Genomic DNA, 20559 nt, shown 5'->3' with positions numbered 1-20559 from the left:
GTCTACGTGTTCGCCGACTCCAGTGCGGTCCGAATTGCTGATTCTACGTCGTGTTCGGGCGTCCAGCCAAGCGCGTCGCTTGTCCGCCCGGTATCGACCGGGAATGAGTCAACGAGCGTCTCGTCGTCGCCCCGTGGGTTCTTGACCAGTTCCACGTCGGCATCGATGTCGGCGATATCGGCGGCGATATCCCTGACGAGGTTGGCGACGGTATGGACGCCCGGGTCCTCGTCGCTTGCGATCTCGTATTTTTCGACGCCGGTCTCGCCGCGGTCCAGTTGCTCCAGTAGCCGTTCGCAGCTATCGACGTAGGCCCGGGCCACGTCCTTGACGTGAATGAAGTTCCGGGACTGCGTTCCGGGCTCGTAGACAGTCAGCGTCTCGCCAGCGAGCGCGCGGTTCACGAAGAAGTTGATAACGGTCCCCTTCGAGACGGTCTGGCCGTCTATCTCGTGGCTCCCATAGAGGTTCGATATCATGAACTGGTGGGCAGGGAACGCGCCGTCGGCGTACGTCTCGACATCGCGCTCGTTGAGCAGTTTCGTTCGGCCGTACCAGTTCAGCGGGTCCCGTGGGTGGTCGACTGTAATGGGGAATTCCTGTGGGTCGCCGATGACGGCCATCGAGAACGGGAAAATCAGCGCTGCGCCTGTCTTGCGGCAGAACCAGGCGACGTTGTCCGTTCCCTGTACGTTCACTTCGTACGCTAGGTCTTGTTTCTCCTCGCAGTCGTCGACGCCGGACACTGCCGCGAGGTGCATCACGACGTCGGCCCCGTCTAGCGCCGCTTCCAGACGGTCCCGGTTCCGGATGTCGACGTGTTCGATATCGACATCGCCGACGGACTGCACGGTACCGAGATAGAAGTTGTCGATAGCGGTGATCTCCCAGTCAGGGTGGGCCTGCTGTAGTTCGTAGATGACGCGGCTCCCGATGTAGCCTGCACCGCCGGTGATGGCGATGTGTGGCTGTTCGCTTGTAGGTTCTGTCTCAGACATTGGTGGTGAATTTCTCCGCGAGGTCGCGGACGCCCTCGCGGAGCGTCCACGATGGTTCGAAGCCGGTCCCGCTCAGTCGGTCGAAGTTGACGTGATACGACGGGCCGGGATGCTCGTCTTCGAGGTAGGTCACGTCGACCGGGGCGACCTCGTCGGCGACGATGTCGGCGATCTCCGAGATCTGGTAGTTCGCGTCCATCGACCCGACGTTGTACACTGGTTCGTCCCAGGAATCGGGATCGCACGCCGCCTCCGCGTAGGCACGGGCAGCGTCCCGGACATGGATGAACGGCCGCCAGTTCGAGCCGTCGCCGTAGACGGTGAGCGGGCGGTCGGTGAGCGCGCGGAACACAAAGTAGTTCACGACGAGGTTGAACCGGATGCCCGGCGAGTGGCCGAAGTTGGTAGCCATTCGCAGGGCGGTGCCAGTCATATCGAACTCCTCGCAGTACTCCTGCAGTAGCGTCTCGGACTGCAGTTTCGTCTCCGCGTAGGGGTTGATCGGGTCCGGGTCGACTGTCTCGTCGATGTCGGTGCTGGTCGCGCGGCCGTAAACGTTACACGAGGAGGCGAAGACGACGTGGTCGACACCGAGCTTGCCGGCCGCAGTCAGGACGTTCTCGGTGCCGTCGTAGTTGATGGCGAAGGTTTCGTCACGGCGTTCATGTGTGCTCGACGCGCCGGTGATGGCAGCGAGATGGATGACGCGGTCGACGCCGCGCATGGCGCTCTCCACGTCGCCGTACTCGCGGATGTCGCCCCGGCGAAATTCGAGGCTGTCGCCGAGCGTCCCCAGCAGCGCCCGCGGCGATCCTGAGGAGAGGTCGTCGAAGACGACGACGTCGTCCACGCGGTCGTCCGCACGGAGCAGCGGTATCAGCGCGCTGCCAATGTAGCCACAGGCCCCGGTGACCAGCACGTCCATTGTCAGTCCTCGCTCAGGACGCCCGGGAGGAAGCGGTCCTCGTGGGCCTCGATGGTGTCGGCGTAGCGGGTCAGCGTCCCGAAGATATCGTCGACGCCGTCCTCGAAGGACTGTGACTGGCCACCGATGAGGTCGGCGTACCGGTCGTTTTCGATCTCCATCTTGTGGGTCTCGTCCTCGTCGCGGGGGTTCTCGAAGTGTTCGACAGCAACATCGAGGTCGTACTCGCTGCCCACATCTGCAATCGTCTCGGCGATCTCGACAATGCTGATGGCGCGTGTGACCTGATTGTACACCGTCAGCCCTTCGGGGCGCTCGTCGGGGTCGGTCAGGGCCACTTCGGCTAGCCCTTCGACGGCGTCCTCCAGCGAGATGAACGGCTTGCGCTGTTCGCCTTTGCCATATACCGTGACGGGATAGCCTGCGACGGCCTGCGCGCAGAAGCGGTGCGTGACCGTCCCGAAGTAGTAGTCGAAGTCGAAACGTGTCTTGAGCCGGTCGTCAGCGCGGGTTTCCTCGGTTTCGGTCCCGTAGACGATGGCCGTTCGCACGTCCGAGATCGGGATGTCGAACTGCGTGTGAGCCAGCCGCATGTTCTGTGCGTCGAAGCCTTTCGTCGCGTGGTACCAGCTCCCGCCCATGTTGGGGAACGGCACGTCGTCGCGCTCGCCCTGATTCTCCATCGTCGCGCCGCCCTCAGGAATCGGGAACTCCGGTGCGCCGTAGACGCCCGTCGTCGTCGTCTCGACGAAGTGGGTGTCTGTGAGGTCGTGTTCTTCGAGGCCCCACAGGAGGTTCCGCGTCGCTTGGAGGTTGTTGTGCTGGGTGTAGTTCGCCCGCTCGCCGTTGATCTGGGAGTACGGCGCGGACGGCTGCGCGGCGGTGTGGACCACGACTTCTGGTTCGTGGACCGCCAGCAGTTCATCGACGAAGGACTTCTCGGCGAGGTCGCCCTCGACGAAGGAGAGGTTCGTCAGGCCGTGGACCTCGCGGGCCGCGTCGAGACGCTCGTCGATACTGGCAACCGGTGTCGCGCTCGTCGCGCCGACGTCTTCAACCCACCCTCGTCGGGCGAAGTTGTCGACAAGCAGCACTCGCTCGTCCGTTCGGTCTGCGATTCGCAGCGCGGCTGGCCACCCGACGTAGCCGTCGCCGCCAGTGATGAGGATAGTCATAGTTACTCAAATTATGAGTAACCATGACGCGTAATCAGTCTTCTGGTTAGTTGCCTCCCTGCCTCGTCCAGCCCGACCGCTCGTGTGACACCTGACCCCGCTCACGGAAGCGACAGCCTCCCTCTACTGGCCGATATCGAACTGGTCGAAGTGTTTGAAGACACACTGGTTCGCGTCCGCCGGTGGCTCCGTGACGACGCGAACGCGTCATGCTTGTCATCGACTGCTATCTCTGCCTCGCTCTCGGGCTCAACTCGGTAGATGATCGGTATCGTGTGTCAGGAGTCGATGTCAACACAGGGTTGTGTTGTGTTTTCGAGACAGGTGGCGAACGTCTCTGCCGGGATACGTTCGTGGTGAAGGTCCGCGTCTTCGGCCTTCGGTTCACCAGTGAAACTGCTCCCGATCTCGCTGTTTCGCAACCGTTAAAACTGACCCTGTCCTCTATCCGATCGCTATCGCACGGGCCGGTGGGGTAGCCTGGTATCCTTCGGCCTTCGGGTGGCCGTAACCGCGATTCGAATTCGCGCCGGCCCATTTTTCCAACGCAATTACTAGATAACGACAGTACCGTCCTCTGCGATTCCGCTCAATAGTCGGTCTGGCCGCGAGATACCTGATAGGCCTGGCCGCGGAACCGGAACCGACGTATGTCTACATTGTGGCCGATGCCGTTGTTCACGACTCGCTCGTCGGTCTCGACGACGACGTGGTCGACATCATCGGTCAGGAACGGCAAGGCATTGCGGAGACCACCGGGGCGGCCGGCGAACCGAGCGCTTGCCATCACCTGTTCGGCGAGAACCCGCTCGCTCGCGCTGTCGGTGCGAGTCAGCGAGAACGTCGCGTCGGCTGGCCGTTCGCCGTCGCCGTGGCGACCAGTCGTCACCGTGACGGTATCGCTGTCTCGGGCTGTCGTTCGCATCGGTTACTGACTGCGTCGGGCGCGGAGCGGGCGTTAAGTCGGCAGTCTCGTCTGAGCCGAGGGTCCCGAACGAACAGCCGGCGAGCCCGGCCAGCGCACCCGGGACTGACGCGAGGAGGGCACGTCTGCGCATGGGCAGCGATTCGTCGCTCCCGGTAAACCCTTTCTGGACGCTCAGACGGGGTTTGTAGCGTTCTTGGAACTCAATTTGAGATGGAGCCGCCTGACTGCGTCTCTATAGCCCCGACTTTTCGGATTCGGGCTGTCACCCTTCCGCGAACATCTCAACGACACGGTCTAGGTCGGGCGACAGTTCCTGCATCACGTCTGTCGTCGTGAGAATACCGACGCCGTCGGCCTGTCCGTCGACTACGAGTCGCTTGATGCTGTGCTCGACCATCGTATCGATGGCTTCCTCTAGCGGGGCACCGGGGTCAATCGTCTTGACCGGCGTCGTCATCAGATCACCAACTGGCGTCGTATCTGGGTCCATCCCATCGCGGAGGCCGGCGATAATGTCCGTTTTCGTGAGTATGCCTCGTCCATACTCGGTTTCGACGACGACAGACCCGACCGCTTCGGACGCAAGGAGCTTCGAAACGTCGCGGACGGCAAGCTCCCGGTCGACGGTCTTCACTGGCTTGGTCATCACCTGCTCGACCGGTGTGTCAAGTGAATTCATAGCACTAGTTAGCAAACACACATAATAAGTCATTTGACTCCCGCAACCGGTGCTGACGTGGCCTTACCAGTCAAAGTCTTCGTGAATCGCCAGTCCCTCCTCGTGACATATCGGCCCGGCGACGTCGGTGATGCCGGCGAGGATTTCACCGGAGCGGACGGACTCCTCGTGGCCGCTGAACTCACCCATCTCGTCGCTGCCGACGCTGTACACGACTCGGCCGAGGCCGGCGTACCGGAGCCCGCCGGCACACATCGGGCACGGCTCGGTGCTCGTGTACATCACTGTCTCTGCCCGCTCGTCCGGGTCAAACTCCTGCATTGCTCGGTGCGCCAGCTGGAGTTCCGGATGGCGGCGCACGTCCGATTCAGTGAGGACGCGGTTCGATGCCTCCATCACAACCTCGTTGTCACGAACGAGTACCGACCCGAAGGGCCGGTCGCCGCGGTTGACAGCGGTCCGGGCCAGCTCGAAGGCGCGTTGCATGTGCGTTTCGTGGTCGAATTCGTCGAACTCTGACACAGGCATACCATCGCTTTGACCCGCAGTCGGAAGTAGGCACGGCGGGGGAGAGCTTGGGGTCGTGACCGCGAACTGACGGCGGTTAGACCGTTCCCAACACTGCCGACACCGCGTTTCCCACACTCGACCACGCGACGGTTCAGTCTGCGACACGTTGGTCGCTCAGGGCCACATCTGTCCCGCGTTGGCACATGCCAGAGCGTATGCCTGTCGGCTCACAAACACGAACTATGCTGCGGACCGCAATCGTCGGCCTGGGCGATGTCGCACACTGGCATAAGGCCGCAATCGAGACGACTCCCGGTGCAGTCCTGACTGCGGTCGCCGATATCGATTCACAGCGAGCCGAGCGCGTCGCTGCCGCATGGGACGTGTCTGGATACACCGACCTGCAGCGGCTGGTGGCGTCCGAAGCGGTCGACTGGGTCCACGTCTGTACGCCGCTGCAGACCCACTTCGACCTCGCGATGGCCTGTATCGACGCGTCGGTCCACGTGCTAGTCGAGAAACCCTTCGTCGCCACCAGAGCGGAGTTCGAACGGCTTACCGCTGCTGCAGACCGGGCTGGCGTTCGGGCGACAGTCGTCCACAACCAGGTGTACTACCGGCCGCTACAGACCGCACTTCAGCGTATCAAGCGTGGCGACCTCGGGCGGCTCCACAGCGTCGCCGTTCACTGGGCGGAGGACATCGACCCGACGGTTCCGGGCCGCGGGGACTGGGTGCTCGACCTCCCCGGCGGCGAGTTCGGTGAGGGCATCGTTCATCCGATATACGTGGGGTTGCGCGCGGCGGGCAATCCCGCGGACGACGCCTCGGTCGACATCCGACGGTGTCGTACGACTGCTGACGACGTTGCCTTCGATGGCATCGCCGTCTCGTTCGTGACGGCCGAGGATGTCACCTGTACAATACAGCACCACTCGAACGTGCCTGACCGCCGTCGCGTCGTTTTTACCGCGGAGTGCGGACACCTCACCGTCGACATCGGGACACAATCGCTCCGGTACCACCGCCACGGCTACGGCCCCAACTCGCCGTACGACCTGCCGATGCTTGCCGGGGCGCTCACCGACCTGCGAAACGCGGCCCGTACGACCGCCAGCGCAGTCCGTGAGACAGTCAAGACGCGGCTCTCGTCGTCGTACTCGACCCACGACACACATACGCCGGTCGTCCGTCGCGAAGCACGGGCAATCGAACACGGCGGTGAGGGGCCGACGCCGCGAGCGGAGGCCGACTGGGCCAACCGGCTGTTCACCTCGGTTGCCGAACTGTGAGTCCTGCGTCCGGGTGATTCGTTGTCCGGATCTGGCCGCGTGTCGTTCGGCTGTCGATGCACGTAAGTCGCCGACCAGCCTCGAACCGGTATGCGTCAGTTCGTCATCATCGGTCACGACGCCCCGACGACGCCGGAGTTCTCGCTCGACGATCTGGCCGGCGCGGCCGGCCGGCTCGACGTGCTCTGTCGGTGTGTCACCAGCGCGTTCTTTTTGAGCCATGCCATCCGGGAAGACGTGCGGGTCCACCTGATTCTGGGCGACGAGTACACCGTTACGTTCGAGGGGAGCGACCTCCGCCGGCTGAACCCGGATGAACGGTCCACAGCGGCACTGATACGGAAGGCACTAGAAGAGCGCGAAGAAGCTATCGGCCACATCCCGGTCGAAACCTCGCCGGGCGTGTCGCTCACGCGACGGGGATTCGAAGGGACGCTCGACGACGTGGCGCGCCGCGGAACCGTCGTCCAGTTGCACGAGGACGGCGACCCCATCGTCGGCGTTGCACCCCCGTCGGACCCGGTGTTCGTCCTCTCGGATCATCACGACTTCCGAGACGAGGAAGCGGCGCTGCTGGCCGACCGTGCGGACGAGCGCGTCTCGCTTGGGCCGAAGGCCCTCCACGCAGACCATTCGATCACGGTCGCGCACAATTATCTGGACACGGCGGGGTTCGAACGGTACTGACGGGGCACGTTTGGAGACTGCCAGAAGGGTTTTCCTCCGCGGTTCGCTGAAATGGTGTATGGAATTATTGGGTTCGGAGACAGCGACGGGTCGCGCTGTCCGACGACGCACCGAAGCGATGAGGGACCGATGACTGACCGGGATGGACTGTCCCGTCGTGCGGTTCTGCAGACGGTCGCCGGGACCGGCCTTGCGTCCGTCGCCGGCTGTTCGGCGTTCGAAAGCGAAAGCGACGACGCGGCCTCGACAGTTGAGGGCGAACGCGCCGCAGAACTCGCCCGACGGTTTGCACCGACGCTGTACTTCGACCGGGCGGAGCCGTGGTTCCCGACGGACCCGCGGCCGTACACAAGCGAGCAGGACGGGGACACCGTCGTCGGCGGGTTCGACGCGTTCAACGGGTATCACGAGCGGATGGCCGACGGAGAGCCGCCGGACCCGACGGCGTTCTACAACGTGGTCGAGTACGAGAACTCGCCGCTTGCCGTCGTCCAGTTCTGGTTCTACTCGGCGTTCGACCAGTTCACAACGAACTTCCACTGGCACGACTGGGAGGTCCTGCACGTGTTCGTCGACACGGGGACGGGCGACCCGCAACTGTACGTCGCCAGCTCCCACTCCCGGAAGGTGCCCAACAACGAGTTCCTCGACCCGGACTCGGAGATGGTGCCGCGCATCCTCTCGGAACTGGGCTCACACTCCAGCGCGCTGTCGGTCAACGACGTTCGCGACCGGTTCACCCGCCTGCCGGAGGGCGACCGGTTCGCGGACATCACGAACAGCGCCGTCGAGACCATTGAGGACCTCGCGGAGATTCCCGTTGCCTACGGCCTCCCGCGCGACGAGGGCTCCCGACTCCCCTACCTCGTTCCGGAGTACGAGGGCGCGCCGCTGTACGAACACGAGCGGCTCCCGTCGGTCAGCCGCGAGGACCTCATCTCGGACTCGCTCACCGTCCGTTCGTTCGACAGTCTCACCCAACCACCGACGGACCTGCCGACGCGGGAGACGGGGCTCGTCTTCCAGCACACCGACCGCGGCGAGGCCGACCCGGACATCGAGTACGACCTCGTGCCGAGCAGCGAACTGGAGCACATCGCCGATTTCACCGGCCCGCAGTTGAGCTTCGAGTTCGCCGTGCCCGAGTTCGCCGAGGACGCCGTCTCAGGCCACATCACGACGACTGGCGCGCCCTGGAACCAGCCCCGCTACGAGAACCCCGCCGCGGATATCTCCGAACCGAACCACCGGGCGGCGCTGGCCGAGCGCTACGACGCCATCGGCGCGCCGGCGGAGATACGGACCATCGTTGCCAGCCTTTCGGAAGCTGTCTCGAACGACGACGCCCCCGACAACGAAGGGCTCACGACCGAGGACACCACCGTCGAGTCTGTCGCCCTGCTGGAGAGCGACCCCGAGGCCGTCCCGACTTTTTCAGGTCTGGCTGTCGTTCAGGACGTGCCAGCGGGCGAACACCGGTTCACCGTCAACGGGGCCGGCGTCGCGCCACACAGTGAGACGGTGTCGGTCCCTGAAACGAGCGAGGCCGAGGGGCCGACTAGAGCCGGTGTCGACGGCGAAGTCCCGCTCGTCGCTCGGGAAAACGCCACTCGTCTCGAAGTCGATCCCGCTGGAGCCGATAGTGACCTCACCGACCTCGCCGTCGAGGACGACTTCGCTGGTCGACTGTACGACGCCCCGCTCGCCGAACCCGACGCTGTGTACGTCCACGGCGGCGGCGCGTATACGACGGAGGTCCGGGACCGCGACGACGAGATAGGTGCATTCCGGGTGAACCCGGACCCCGAGGCCGACACTGCCGCAACAATCGATGAGCCCCGAACTGGCAAGGCCTCGCTGGCGTCGTTCCTCGCCGACATCGCCGAGGAGACGCGCCAATCGGTGCTCGACGAGATGGACGATGACGGCGATTCTGACGATGATGACGGTACTTCCGGGAGTAGCGGCGGCTCCGGGAACGCTATCCAGGGCCTCGAACGAGCGCTCGCCGCTGTCGTTGAAGCCGCCGAGCGAGCAACGGAACGCGCCGAGGCCGGTGACCGCGGAAACGCTGACAAGCAACTTCAGGCCGTCGCTGACCGGCTCCAGCGCGTCGCGACCAGAATCGAGGATGCAAGCGACGCTCTCTCGGACCCGCTGTCGAACGCGGCCCGACGACGCCTCGAACAGGCAGATCGACGGACCGAGCAGGCACAGGCCGCTGACAAGCTGTGAGTGCTCGTGCTATCCTCAGAGCCCGCCCCACCGGGCCAACCCGCCGGCGACGAGGGCCAGTCCCCCAGCGATGAACGTTCCGGGGACCGGGAGGACGAACAGTACGATACCGAGCAGGATGACGATTGTCGATACTCTCATTCCACCTCTACAGAGTGCGCCATCTCGCATCCGTCCGGTGCCTGCATTTGCGTGGACCCGTGTTGACTTTGCCGGTGGGGACCACACTCCCAGTATGGACGAGGAACTCGCCTGGGAGACGCTTGATGCAGAGACCGCATACGCCTGTCCGGGGTTTGATGTCGTCCGTGAGGATGTCCGCTTCCCTGACGGCACGAAGGGTGCGTTCGATTACGTGCAGCACGGTGAGAGCGTCATCGTGCTCCCGTTTACCGCCGACGGCGACGTGGTCGTTATCGAGGAGTGGCGACAGCCAGTCCGTCGAATCAACTACGGTCTGCCTGCCGGAACGGTGGAAGACGAGGACGACGACCCAACCGTCGCCGCCGCCCGCGAACTCCGCGAGGAGACGGGCTACGAGGCCGATACGTTCGACCACCTCTACACGGGCGAACCGGCTAACGGCAACACTGATTATGTGTTCCATTACTACGTCGCACGCGGCTGTGAGGCGGCGGCCGACCAGAACCTCGACCACAACGAATCGATTCGGGTCGACACTGCCGACTTCGATTCCCTGGTCCAGTCGGTGCGCGACGGCACGCTCCGTGACAGTCGGTCTGCCGTAGGTATCATGTACTATGCCCTGTTCGAGCGCTGAACTGACGACAGCTTGAAATCATGTGGGGTGGTACCAGCAAACACATGGCCCCGATTGCACTCGACGAACAGACGGAACGCCGGCTCGATAAACTGCGCGCGGCTGTCCGCCGTCGGACCGGTCAGCCGATTTCGCGGGCGGAACTGCTCGAACGGCTTGTCGAGGACGCCTACGGGTCCCGCGACGAGGTGGTTGCTATGTTCCGAACCTCACAGACGTACGTCGCTGACGAGGACTCTGGGACCGTCCACCGGCCCGAGCGGAAACTGGTGCCCGGCGGAGCGGAACAGCCCGACGAATAGCGGCGCTGCGCCGGCCGGTGCGCCGTTCGGCCCCACCGTCGTTCTCGGCTTCCGCCAGTGACGAACGGCCAGCCACGGGGGAACACAACCCTTAGGCGCGCCCACCGACGACGACGTGTAATGACGAATTTCGAGGTCCGCCAGTACGACGCCGCGGGCCGGCTGGGCGAGCTAACGGTGCCACGGGCCGGCGTCACCGTTGAGACGCCGACTATTCTGCCGGTGGTCAATCCCCACGTCCAGACGGTTGCACCGGCAACGTTGGCGTCGGAGTTCGGGGCGGAGATACTCATCACGAACAGCTACATCCTGCACGGCTCCGATGACCTCCGTGAGCCTGTGTTAGAGCAAGGCCTCCACGACCTGCTTGGGTTCGACGGGGCTATCATGACCGACTCCGGGTCCTTCCAGCTCGCCGAGTACGGCGACATCGACGTGACTACTGAGGAGATTTTGGAGTTCCAACACGAGATCGGCTCCGATATCGGCACGCCGGTGGACATCCCGACGCCGCCGGACGTGGACCGCGAGCGGGCGACCGAGGAACTCAAAACGACACAGGAACGGCTCGAACACGCTGCTACCGTCGACACCGGCGAGATGCTCGTCAGTGCGCCGGTTCAGGGCGCGACGTATCCGGACCTGCGGGAGCGCGCCGCTGCAGATGCCGTCTCGACTGGACTTGACGTGTTCCCGCTGGGAGCCGTCGTCCCGCTAATGAACGAGTACCGCTACGCTGACCTCGCGGATGTGGTCGCGGCCTGCAAGCGCGGGCTGGGGGAGGTCGGCCCGGTCCACCTGTTCGGTGCGGGCCACCCGATGATGTTCGCGATGGCGGCGGCGCTGGGCTGTGACCTGTTCGATTCGGCGGCGTACGCGCTGTATGCCCGCGACGACCGCTATCTCACGGTGCAGGGGACGGAACTGCTCGACGAACTGAGCTACTTCCCGTGTCACTGCCCGGTCTGTACCGACCACACGCCGGCGGAACTCGATGCGATGGACGCCGACGCACGCGAGGAACTGCTCGCGCGGCACAACCTCCACGTCACCTACGGCGAAATCCGGACGGTCAAGCAAGCGATTCGCTCGGGCAACCTCATGGAACTGGTCGACAGCCGCGCCCGTGGTCATCCGGAGATGCTCGACGGCTACCGCGCCTTGCTCGACCACGCCGAGCAACTCGAACGCACCGACCCGGTCTCGAAGGACGCGTTCTTCTACACCTCGACTGAAAGCGCCCGCCGGCCCGAGGTCCGACGCCATCAGGACCGACTGGAGCGCCTCCCGGTCGAGGGCGAGGAAGTGCTGCTGACGGAAGGTAGTTCCAGTGCACAGTATGACGAGAGCTGGGGCGTCCTGCCCCCGTTCGGTCCGTACCCGCGCGAACTCGCTGACACCTATCCGCTGACCGCGGAAACGCCGGACCGGACCGACCGGGCTGCCTACGAGGCCGCGGCTACAGGAGTCCGACGGCTGGTCGAACTCCACCCCGACGTGTCCTTTACCCTGGTCCACGACGACTGGCCAGCAACGGCACTTGACCGCGTGCCTGAGGGCGTTCGCCTGCGAGACCTGCACGCCCGCGACTGATCCGTTTTAATCTTCTCGCCGCCGGTCAGACTGTCGGCACATCCACGTCCACATCGGCAGCCTCACGCCACGAACGGGTCGGCTCCCAACCCAGCCGTTCCGTGGCCTTGGCTGTCGAGTACGCCGCGGCGTCCCCTTCGACTGTACAGTCGTCCGGCACACGACCGTAGTGGTCGCGCACAAGTTCGACCAGCGGTCGGCCCAGCGCGTTGTCGGGGCCGACGCAGTTGAACGTCTCATGCCCCGCAACATCTGCGGTGAGCGCGGCCTCGACGAGGTCGGCTACGTCTCGCACGTCAACGTACGACCAGTAGTTGCCCGCGCCAGCCGCGAGGTCGTCAACGTAGTCCTCTGACCGACAGGGGTACTCCCCGGGAATCTGTATCCACGACGGGCGGATTGACGCCACAGAGATGCCGTCCCGGCGGGCAATCGTCTTCCCGATTTCCTCGGTAACGACCTTTGAGAGCCCGTAGTCGTCCTCGGGCCTGCGTGCGTGCCCTTCCGTAATCGGGAGTTCATCTGGCACGGGGGTCTCCTCGGCGAAAAAGAAGCCGTACGCACCATCAGATGAGCCCTGCACCACGTCAGCGCCGACACGGCCAGCCGCCGAGAGGACGTTATGTGCTGCCAGCGTATTGTTCTGGAACAGGTCTACACCGGGATGGTTCCCAGCTACCGGAATCGCCGCCCAGTGGACCACTGCATCCGGGTCGATGGCGGTGAGCGTGTCGAAGACGCCCCCGGCGTCTGTCAGATCGAGCGCCTGATACTCAACAGCCGGATGACCCTCGTCATCGGGGAGACGGCGGTCAAGCACTGTTACGTCGTGCGGTCCGGCGAGACGGTCGACGATCCAGCGCCCGGAACTCCCCCGGCCGCCGGTCACGACAACATTCATACCGGACTTAGAGCCGCTGGCATCCAAAACGTGGCGGTGTGACTGCGTCTCCGGAAACAACGCTGTTACAGGTCAAGCCGGAACCGCTCGCCGTGCGTGAACGTTGTCCAGCCGAGGATGCGTTCGTCCCGATGTGGCCGGTCGGGGTTGTCAATTGCCGCCTGCTGGGCTGAGACGTATGTCGGGACGTTCTTCACTGGCTGTCCGCTCTGCTTGAGCGCTTTCAGATACGTATCTTTCTCGTAGTACGAGTAGGCCACCTCGTACAGCGAGGACGCGGCTTCCTGCTTTCTGGCGGGGAAGCCGTCACTGTTGACAAACCGGTCGGGGTCCCCTTCACCCATCGCCTCCCAGGCCTCTGGGTCGGCCACGTATGGCGCGTGGGCGTCGAGAATCCGCTCGATAGCACCCCTGTCACCGTCGAATTTCTTGTACTCGTACAGTGTGGGGCCGTCGAGTTTGTCGGCGTAGAGCCGGCTGAGTTCCGCGGCGGTGATCAGTGCCTTCGCCGCATACAGCGAGTACGCTAAACTCGACGCGCGACCAATCTCGTTTTCTAGCAGCCCGTCCTCGCGGAGTTGGGTGAAGCCCGTCTCGCGGTTCCGTCGCATGGCCTTCTGGAACCGGTCCCAGTCCCGGAGGTACACCGAACCGGCGGCGTGGGTCATCTCCTGCCAGTTGAAGATGTTCTGTTGCCCCATCGCGGTCGGAATGTTGTGGCCCACGTCGTCGAGGAACGTCCGGACCCACTCCTGCAGGTCGGCCTCCGCGCCGACACTGTCGTCGCTCCACGCCTCGTGGCCGCGAACGAGTTCCGCGCCCCACCACATTTTCGGGAGCGTGATGAACTGCTCAATGCTGTTCGTTTTTACAGGAGTCATATAGGTCTCCGACCGCAGGAACCAGTGGTCCAGCAGTTCGACGGCCTTCTCGGCGTATTGATCCGCACCGGTGTACTGGTAGGCGAGGCCGAGGTCCCGGAGCCGGTCCCCCGTCCTGATCGCGGCAACGTAGTCCTTGCGTTCCGCGGGGTCTTCAGGTCCTTTCGTTTTGAACTCGTGGCCGTCGCCGTTGTCCGTGACACTCTCGGGGTCCGCTGCCATCGCGTCGCGGACATCGTCCATGAAGGCTTCGTGGGCCTCTGTCCACGGGCTGTCTCCGCTCTCGACACGGGACTGTATCGCGGCCAGCGTATCGAGATGGACGAACATTGCGGCCCTGTTTTTACCTGGTGACTCCGATACCTGTTCTGTTGGTGATCCCGATACCTGTTCCGTTGGTGTCGGCTCCGTCTCATCTGACACGGCCCTCGCACCCGAGTCCCCCGAGGAGAGGCCGGTCGAACAGCCTCCCAGCGCTACGGCTGTCCCCGAGAGGGCGAGCAACACGTCTCGTCGTGTCTGTCGCTGCACGAGTCGTCTGTCATCCCCGATGGATTTAGTTAGGACCTAGCTAATCAGCGAATAGCGGCTTGTTTGCGATAATCATGGTCACATAACTCCCGATCAGGATGCCGTTTGCTGGATTTGAACGGCTTTTTGCTCGCGGGGTCGTGCTGGCCCAAAGGCAAGATAGTTGGTCGCGCGTGGCTGACGCCATTGCATGACCGACTACTTCGAGGTCCACGAGCGCGACAGCGCCGCGCGAGTGGGTGAGTTGCGCCTCGCCGACTCCGTGACGACGCCAGCGCTGGTCGACGACGTGGACACTGAGACGCCGGGCGACTGCCGACACGTCCTTGCTGACGCCGGAAGCCGCTGGTCTACCGAGCGAGACGCTCCCGACGGCGACGACTCGTTGCTCACTGTCTTGCCCCACCGCGGACTCCCCGCCGGCACGCCGGACGAAGTCGCCGAGGCTTTCGCCGTCGACTATCCGGACGTCGAGTTCCCAAGTGCGGCCGTTGTTTCCCCTGATACCGCGACCAACCACGGCAGCGACGCCTACGTTCTCGCTGGTGCGCCCGGCTATGTCGGGCACGCGTCGGCGTTCGTCGATGCCGTTACGACCGTCCGTGAGGCAATTCCCGCGGACACCGCGCTCTATCTGCCCGGCGTTGCAACGCCGCGAAACGTCGCAACGCTCGTCTACGCTGGCGTCGACCTCGTCGACCCGGACCGCGCCGTCGTCCGCGGGACCGAGGGCCGGTATCTCACGACCGACGAGGCGTACTTCCTCGAAGACCTCGACGAACTCCCGTGTGCGTGTCCGGCCTGCCAGCAGCCACGCGCGGAGTTCGACCGCGAGGACTGCGCTGAACACAACGTCAACGCGCTCGCCGCGGAACTCCGACGCGTCCGCCGCCGGATTCGTGACGGTCGCCTCCGTGACTACGTCGAGGGTCAGGCCAGACAGGACAACTGGCTCACCGCGACGTTCCGACGACTGGACCAGGGGTACGGCTATCTGGAGGAGCGAACGCCGCTCATCCGGCGGGCCGACCTCTCGGCGGCCAGTGACGACTCGCTCCGGCGGGTCGAAATCCAGCGCTTCGCCGAGCGCGTCACCGACCGCTACATCCCCCGCTTTGACGACCGCCCGCTCGTGCTGGTCCCGTGCTCGGCACGGAAACCCTACAGCGACTCACAGAGCCACAAACAGTACCACGACGCTATCAAGTGGCGCGCCCACGTCGTCTCGATGACCTCGCCCATCGGTGTTGTTCCGCAAGAACTCGAACTCACTTACCCCGCACAGCACTACGACTCCGTGGTCACGGGCGACTGGACCGCCACTGAAATCGAGTTCGTCAGCCGCGTGCTCGAACGCTATTTAGAAGGCACCGACTACCCGGAGATTATTGCCCACGTTCCCGGCGAAGGCTACCGCGACATCTGCGAGCGCGTGGCCGATTCGCTGGACCGGGAGTTCACCTACACGGTCACCGACCACCCAACGACGGCGGATTCGCTGGGGAACCTCGCCGCCGAACTGGAGGGCTGGGACCGCTATCCGAAACGCGAGCGCGAACACAACACTATCCGCGCCGTTGCTGACTACCAGTTCGGCGAAGGCGCGGGCGACGAACTGTTCGACGACCTGTCGACGCAGGGGCGGTATCCGCAACTGCGTGCCGACGACGCCGACGGGGAGCAACTGGCGGCGCTCGCCCAGCAGTACGGCGTGCTCTCGCTGACCACCGCCGGCGCGCGCCGCTGGGTCGAGAGCGACGTACCGACGAAAACCGTCGAAATCGAGCCGTTCGTCCCTCACGGCTCGGTGCTTGCGCCGGGGATCACGGACGCCAGCGACGACATCCGCGTCGGCGATGACGTGGTGATTAAGGGTGATGCGGCCTTCGGCGTCGGTCGCGCCCAGATGAGCGGCCCGGAGATGCGGTCCTCGACGCGCGGTATTGCCGTCCAGATGCGACACGTCGACGAGCAGTAACAGGGTCCGCTGGGATTCGTTCCGAATCGGCTACCGGCTTCCCTGACCGTCCGACTTATTTGTGCACCGGGAAAACCGCCAGTATGGACGTGTCGGGGTTCCGCCGCTACCTCCCTGCAATCGGGTTTTCCCTGTTGGTACTGGTCACATCACTGCTTCCGGTTCCAGAAGGGGCGGGCGAGCAGGTCCCCGCACTTCTCGGTTTCGCGCTGGATAAGTGGGTGCACGCGGCGAGTTACGGCACGTTGGCGGTGCTGCTCGCGTGGGGCCGGCAGGCCCGCGATGTGACGACGGTTGCAGCACTCGTGATTGTCTCCCTTTGCTACGGGGCCGGGGTCGAACTCCTGCAGGCGCTCGTCCCGTCACGCGGTGTAAGTGGCGCTGACTTCGTGGCCAACGCTGTTGGGGCTGTTCTGGCCGGACTGGCGTGGCTCGCGGCCTACCGTTCTGACGCCCTTTCAGACCGAACCGACCCACAATCCCGGCAGTAACGAAGCGGCTTTACGCGCTCATCGGCTACCTCGCCCCAATGAGCAAGCCCAGTCCTGAAGTCTACGAGGAGGGCAAGGGCATGGACGCCCACAACTCCGTGATGCGTGACATCCGGTCGCGCAACGACTCGACCTATGACCCTCGCGAGCCGACCCGCGTGTGGCTCGACGAGGACAACACCCCGGACGGCGTCTACCAGAGCCTGACTATCATCCTGAACACCGGCGGCTGTCGGTGGGCACGTGCCGGCGGCTGTACGATGTGTGGCTACGTCGCCGAGAGCGTTGAAGGAGGGAGTGTCGCCCATGAAGACCTCATGGCACAGATTCAACACTGTCTGGACCACGAAAGCGAGAACAGCGACGAGCAGAGCGGCCTCATCAAGATTTACACCTCCGGGAGCTTCCTCGACGAGCGCGAAGTCCCGGCGGAAACGCGTCAGGCTATCGCCGAAACCTTCGCCGACCGTGAGCGCATCGTCGTCGAGTCACTGCCGGACTTCATCGACGAGGAGACCGTCGGCGACTTCGTCGACGTAGGTCTGGAGACGGACGTGGCGGTAGGTCTGGAGACGGCGACCGACCGCGTCCGCCACGATTGCGTGAACAAGTACTTCGACTTTGCCGACTTCGAGGCGGCCTCCGAGGCGGCACAGGCCGCCGGTGCCGGCGTCAAGGCGTACCTCCTGATGAAGCCGCCGTTCCTCTCCGAAGCCGAGGCCGTCGAGGATATGAAGCGGTCGGTGCGACGCTGTGCGGCCGTCGACGGCTGTCACACCGTCTCGATGAACCCCTGTAACGTCCAGCGATACACGATGGTCGAGGAGCTGTACCACGACGGCGGCTACCGACCGCCGTGGCTCTGGTCGGTCGCCGACGTGCTGGAGTCGACCGCCGATGAGGACGTCATCGTCGTCTCGGACCCGGTCGGCCACGGCAGCGACCGCGGCCCGCACAACTGCGGCGAGTGTGACGACAAGGTCCAGCGCGCTATCAAGGACTTCGACCTCCGGCAGGACCCGTCGGTGTTCGAGCAGGTGAGCTGCGAGTGCGAGGCGACGTGGGACGCTGTCATCGAACGCGAGCGCAGCTACTCGCTCCCGCTCGCTCGATAAGCACTGCGAGCGCCAGAAACCGTGTGATGGCCTGTCGACCAACGCTTATCCGTCTTTCGCGCATAATACTGTTCGATATGACCCCGAACGGTGACCAGAACAGCCGAAGTTTCAATAAACGCGGGACGGTCACGGAGTGTGACCTGTGTGGTGAACGGCGACAGTGCATCGACGGCGACGGAATGGTCGCCTGCAGTGCCTGCCAGTCCGACCTGCTGCCGTCCGGCTGGGGTCTCTAAGGCTCCTCTTACGCCGCCGTTCACTTGCTTACGATGACTCATCCGACAGCGACCGGTCGAGAGCGGGAATGACGCCGGCGGTCGCGGTCGCTTTGAACGAGGCGACGAGTTCCGCGCCCGTAGTGATATCAAGTTTGTCGAGGCTTGTGTCGGTCACGAGCGCTGACAGCGTCGTCGTCGGGTCGACAGCCAGCGCAACAAGCGCGATAGAGGTTCCCTCGTCGATACGCTCGACGGTGCCCGCGAACTGGTTGCGTGCGCTTGTCCCCGTCGACTCCGGGGCCTCGGACGGTGCGTTCAGCGTCACCGTGTCGGCGCGGATGCCGACCTCCACCGCGTCACCGGGACACGCTTCAGTGTCGACGATGGCCCGGACCGTCCCCGGCGGGGTTTCGACGGTCGCAAGTTCCCCGTCACGGTCCACGACAGTCCCTCGCAGGACTGTCTCTTCCGCCGTCGCTACCCCGTCGAACTCGGCCTGTAGCCGCTGAAACCGGGCCAGTAGTTGCTCGGCAGCGTCCGTTAGTTCACTGCCGCCGCCACCGCTGCCACCTCGACTGCGGTCGACCAGCGGGCCGAAAGCATCTTCGAGTTCCACGATGCGGCGCTGGGCGTGGGCGTACGACCGACCCAGCGCGTCGGCGGCGGCGTTCAGCGACCCGTGGGCCGCGACCGCCTGCAGGAGCGTCCGGTCGCGGGCGGTCAGCGCCACGTCGCCCTGCTCCAGTTGCACTTCGACGTCCGCAGTCGCATCCATATCTCGACAATGTCGTTCCCCGATAAAGGTATTGCCGCCGACCAGCCCTATCTTCCACCGGTGATCGGAGTGGGGTATGAAGCGGTCAGTAGACCAGTTCTCCGGAGATGAACTTCTGGGTGCGGTGGTCCGATGGGTTCTGGAAAATCACTTCTGTCGGGGCTATTTCAGTTATTTGCTCGTCGAGTAGCACTGCGACCCGGTCTGCCACCCGCTCCGCCTGATGCATGTCGTGTGTCGCCACCACGACACCGATACCCCGGTTCCGGGCCTCGGCTATCGCATCCTCGATAACGGCGGTGTTCCGTGGGTCCAGATCCGATGTCGGTTCGTCGAGTAACAGCAGGTCCGGGTCGTAGGCCAGCGCGCGGGCGAACGACACCCGCTGGGCCTCGCCGCCCGAGAGCGAATCCGCGTGCTGGTCCATTTTCTCGGTCAGCCCGACAACGCCGAGGGCCTCGTGAACGGCCGCCGCGGTGCCGTTCGAGCGAACTATGGACTGTAGTTCGCGCTGCAGTCTGGCTGTCCACGACCTGCGGATTCGAAGCCCGTATTCGACGTTGCGAGCGACCGGCGCGTCGAACAGACTCGCTTCCTGAAACACCATGCCGATCCGCCGACGCAGCGAGAGCCGTGTCGCTTCGTCGACGGCCCACACGTCCGTGTCGTCGAAGCCGATGGTTCCCTCGTCCGGTTCCAGTGAGAACGCGAGCAGTCGGAGCAGCGTCGTCTTCCCGACGCCGGACGGACCGATGACGGCAACGACCTCGCCGGGTTCGATCCCGATCGAGAGGTCCCGGAACACGTAGTCGTCTCCGTAGGCGTGTGATACCGCCGTGACATCGAGCATTATCGCTGCACCCCCTGGTCCCCCAGTCGGATGACGATAGCGTTGACCGTCAACACAAGCGTGACCAGCACGGCCCCGAGAATCATCGCCGTCTCGTACTGTCCCTGTCGGGCTTCGAGTTGAATCGCGGTTGTCAGCGTCCGCGTTTTCGAGATGCCCCGTGCGCTCGTGATATTCCCGCCGACGATGAGCACGGACCCGACTTCGCTGATGGCACGGCCAAAGCCCGCAAGCACTGCCGTTGCGATACCGTATCTGGCCTCCTTGAGTACGACTAGCGCCACGTCGAGGCGTGTTCCGCCGAGAACGTGTGCGGCGTCGCGGACCTTGTCGTCGACGCCACTGATAGCCGCGAGGCTGATCGCCGTAATCGGCGGCGTTGCCAGGACGAACTGAGACATGATCATCGCCTCCTTGGTGAATATCAGCTCTAGATCCCCCAGCGGTCCCTGGTTCGAGACGGTAAACAGGACGAGAAGACCGACGACCACGCTTGGAAACCCCATCCCAGTGTTGATGACTGACTTCACGAACTGCTTGCCGGGAAAGTCAGAAAACCCCATCACCACGGCGATCGGGAGGCTGAACAGCGTGCTCAGTGTCACGGCTATGACACTCACGTATAGTGAGACGTAAATGATACTGGACACGTACCCTTCCCGGAACGGAAGGGCGACGACGGTCATCGGTAGGTATCCGACTGAATCGAGG

At 64.2% G+C, this 20559-nt stretch carries 21 protein-coding genes, 1 tRNA gene and 1 pseudogene; 11 read left to right on the top strand and 12 right to left on the bottom strand.

The window, feature by feature from the left end; genetic code table 11:
* Window positions 1-2 precede the first annotated feature (2 nt).
* From G9C82_RS06810 to G9C82_RS06800, 3 genes are read right to left on the bottom strand one after another with little or no spacing between them, the layout of a single operon-like run.
* Window positions 3-998, bottom strand: a complete 996-nt coding sequence (locus G9C82_RS06810; protein ID WP_127013688.1) for an NAD(P)-dependent oxidoreductase — start codon at window positions 996-998, stop codon at window positions 3-5.
* Window positions 991-1923: an NAD(P)-dependent oxidoreductase gene (locus G9C82_RS06805; RefSeq protein WP_127013687.1), complete on the bottom strand. Its 933-nt coding sequence runs from the start codon at window positions 1921-1923 to the stop codon at window positions 991-993. Before G9C82_RS06805 ends, G9C82_RS06810 begins: the two co-directional genes overlap by 8 nt.
* Before the next feature lie 2 nt (window positions 1924-1925).
* The gene (locus G9C82_RS06800) at window positions 1926-3098 is read right to left on the bottom strand and encodes an NAD-dependent epimerase/dehydratase family protein (protein WP_127013686.1); all 1173 of its coding nucleotides are present in this window, start codon (window positions 3096-3098) and stop codon (window positions 1926-1928) included.
* Window positions 3099-3562: 464 nt separating this feature from the next.
* On the opposite strand from G9C82_RS06800, the gene G9C82_RS06790 reads away from it, so the two are divergent.
* Window positions 3563-3635 (top strand) — tRNA-Pro (locus G9C82_RS06790).
* 52 nt (window positions 3636-3687) lie between these two features.
* On the opposite strand, the pseudogene G9C82_RS06785 reads toward G9C82_RS06790, so the two are convergent.
* From G9C82_RS06785 to G9C82_RS06775, 3 genes and pseudogenes are all read right to left on the bottom strand, one after another.
* Window positions 3688-4017: pseudogene (locus G9C82_RS06785) on the bottom strand (hypothetical protein); the annotation flags it as partial.
* A 271-nt stretch (window positions 4018-4288) separates the two neighbouring features.
* Window positions 4289-4705, bottom strand: a complete 417-nt coding sequence (locus G9C82_RS06780) for a cyclic nucleotide-binding/CBS domain-containing protein (protein ID WP_004964229.1) — start codon at window positions 4703-4705, stop codon at window positions 4289-4291.
* Window positions 4706-4768: 63 nt separating this feature from the next.
* Window positions 4769-5233: a nucleoside deaminase gene (locus G9C82_RS06775; protein WP_004964226.1), complete on the bottom strand. Its 465-nt coding sequence runs from the start codon at window positions 5231-5233 to the stop codon at window positions 4769-4771.
* Between the two features lie 224 nt (window positions 5234-5457).
* Between G9C82_RS06775 and G9C82_RS06770 the strand changes: the two genes are divergently transcribed.
* The 3 genes from G9C82_RS06770 to G9C82_RS06760 all read left to right on the top strand — a co-directional run bounded on the left by G9C82_RS06770 (window position 5458) and on the right by G9C82_RS06760 (window position 9429).
* Entirely contained in the window at window positions 5458-6507 is a 1050-nt protein-coding gene (locus G9C82_RS06770; protein ID WP_127013685.1) for a Gfo/Idh/MocA family protein, read from the top strand.
* Window positions 6508-6597: 90 nt separating this feature from the next.
* Window positions 6598-7194: a tRNA (pseudouridine(54)-N(1))-methyltransferase TrmY gene (trmY, locus tag G9C82_RS06765; RefSeq protein WP_004964221.1), complete on the top strand. Its 597-nt coding sequence runs from the start codon at window positions 6598-6600 to the stop codon at window positions 7192-7194.
* A 129-nt stretch (window positions 7195-7323) separates the two neighbouring features.
* Window positions 7324-9429, top strand: a complete 2106-nt coding sequence (locus G9C82_RS06760) for a hypothetical protein (protein WP_174789846.1) — start codon at window positions 7324-7326, stop codon at window positions 9427-9429.
* 15 nt (window positions 9430-9444) lie between these two features.
* On the opposite strand, the gene G9C82_RS20880 is transcribed toward G9C82_RS06760, so the two are convergent.
* Window positions 9445-9570: a transporter gene (locus G9C82_RS20880; protein ID WP_194242931.1), complete on the bottom strand. Its 126-nt coding sequence runs from the start codon at window positions 9568-9570 to the stop codon at window positions 9445-9447.
* Between the two features lie 94 nt (window positions 9571-9664).
* On the opposite strand from G9C82_RS20880, the gene G9C82_RS06755 reads away from it, so the two are divergent.
* From G9C82_RS06755 to tgtA, 3 genes are all read left to right on the top strand, one after another.
* On the top strand, window positions 9665-10210 hold the full coding sequence (locus tag G9C82_RS06755; RefSeq protein WP_127013683.1) for an NUDIX hydrolase: 546 nt from the start codon (window positions 9665-9667) through the stop codon (window positions 10208-10210).
* A 44-nt stretch (window positions 10211-10254) separates the two neighbouring features.
* A complete protein-coding gene (locus tag G9C82_RS06750; RefSeq protein ID WP_007189160.1) occupies window positions 10255-10512 on the top strand; it encodes a hypothetical protein in 258 nt (85 codons plus the stop codon).
* Between the two features lie 120 nt (window positions 10513-10632).
* Window positions 10633-12105, top strand: coding sequence for a tRNA guanosine(15) transglycosylase TgtA (gene tgtA, locus G9C82_RS06745; protein WP_127013682.1), 1473 nt, complete (start codon window positions 10633-10635; stop codon window positions 12103-12105).
* Between the two features lie 25 nt (window positions 12106-12130).
* Here the strand turns inward: tgtA and G9C82_RS06740 are convergent, their stop codons facing one another.
* Both G9C82_RS06740 and G9C82_RS06735 read right to left on the bottom strand, forming a co-directional pair.
* Window positions 12131-13006, bottom strand: a complete 876-nt coding sequence (locus tag G9C82_RS06740; RefSeq protein ID WP_127013681.1) for an NAD(P)-dependent oxidoreductase — start codon at window positions 13004-13006, stop codon at window positions 12131-12133.
* A gap of 65 nt (window positions 13007-13071) precedes the next feature.
* Window positions 13072-14217: an alginate lyase family protein gene (locus G9C82_RS06735; protein WP_174789901.1), complete on the bottom strand. Its 1146-nt coding sequence runs from the start codon at window positions 14215-14217 to the stop codon at window positions 13072-13074.
* Window positions 14218-14608: 391 nt separating this feature from the next.
* Here G9C82_RS06735 and arcS point away from each other — a divergent pair, with 391 nt between their 5' ends.
* The 4 genes from arcS to G9C82_RS06715 all read left to right on the top strand — a co-directional run bounded on the left by arcS (window position 14609) and on the right by G9C82_RS06715 (window position 18241).
* Window positions 14609-16396: an archaeosine synthase subunit alpha gene (gene arcS, locus G9C82_RS06730; RefSeq protein ID WP_127013679.1), complete on the top strand. Its 1788-nt coding sequence runs from the start codon at window positions 14609-14611 to the stop codon at window positions 16394-16396.
* An 83-nt stretch (window positions 16397-16479) separates the two neighbouring features.
* Window positions 16480-16887: a VanZ family protein gene (locus G9C82_RS06725; RefSeq protein ID WP_007189155.1), complete on the top strand. Its 408-nt coding sequence runs from the start codon at window positions 16480-16482 to the stop codon at window positions 16885-16887.
* Between the two features lie 38 nt (window positions 16888-16925).
* Window positions 16926-18002 (top strand): archaeosine biosynthesis radical SAM protein RaSEA, encoded by a 1077-nt coding sequence (locus tag G9C82_RS06720; protein ID WP_007189154.1) that lies wholly within the window; start codon window positions 16926-16928, stop codon window positions 18000-18002.
* A 77-nt stretch (window positions 18003-18079) separates the two neighbouring features.
* The gene (locus G9C82_RS06715; RefSeq protein WP_241244086.1) at window positions 18080-18241 is read left to right on the top strand and encodes a hypothetical protein; all 162 of its coding nucleotides are present in this window, start codon (window positions 18080-18082) and stop codon (window positions 18239-18241) included.
* Between the two features lie 28 nt (window positions 18242-18269).
* Here G9C82_RS06715 and G9C82_RS06710 read toward each other — a convergent pair whose 3' ends face one another.
* The 3 genes from G9C82_RS06710 to G9C82_RS06700 form a co-directional block, all read right to left on the bottom strand.
* Window positions 18270-18998 (bottom strand): TOBE domain-containing protein, encoded by a 729-nt coding sequence (locus tag G9C82_RS06710; RefSeq protein WP_007189152.1) that lies wholly within the window; start codon window positions 18996-18998, stop codon window positions 18270-18272.
* An 85-nt stretch (window positions 18999-19083) separates the two neighbouring features.
* Window positions 19084-19848, bottom strand: coding sequence for a phosphate ABC transporter ATP-binding protein (locus G9C82_RS06705; protein WP_004964194.1), 765 nt, complete (start codon window positions 19846-19848; stop codon window positions 19084-19086).
* Window positions 19848-20534: an ABC transporter permease gene (locus G9C82_RS06700; protein WP_007189150.1), complete on the bottom strand. Its 687-nt coding sequence runs from the start codon at window positions 20532-20534 to the stop codon at window positions 19848-19850. Before G9C82_RS06700 ends, G9C82_RS06705 begins: the two co-directional genes overlap by 1 nt.
* Between the last annotated feature and the right edge of the window lie 25 nt (window positions 20535-20559).

This window comes from Haloarcula sp. R1-2 (genome assembly GCF_011627385.1).
GTDB classification, from domain to species: domain Archaea; phylum Halobacteriota; class Halobacteria; order Halobacteriales; family Haloarculaceae; genus Haloarcula; species Haloarcula marismortui.
The sequence above is the reverse complement of the archived record's forward strand: the minus strand, read 5'-3'. Positions and strand labels throughout refer to the sequence as shown.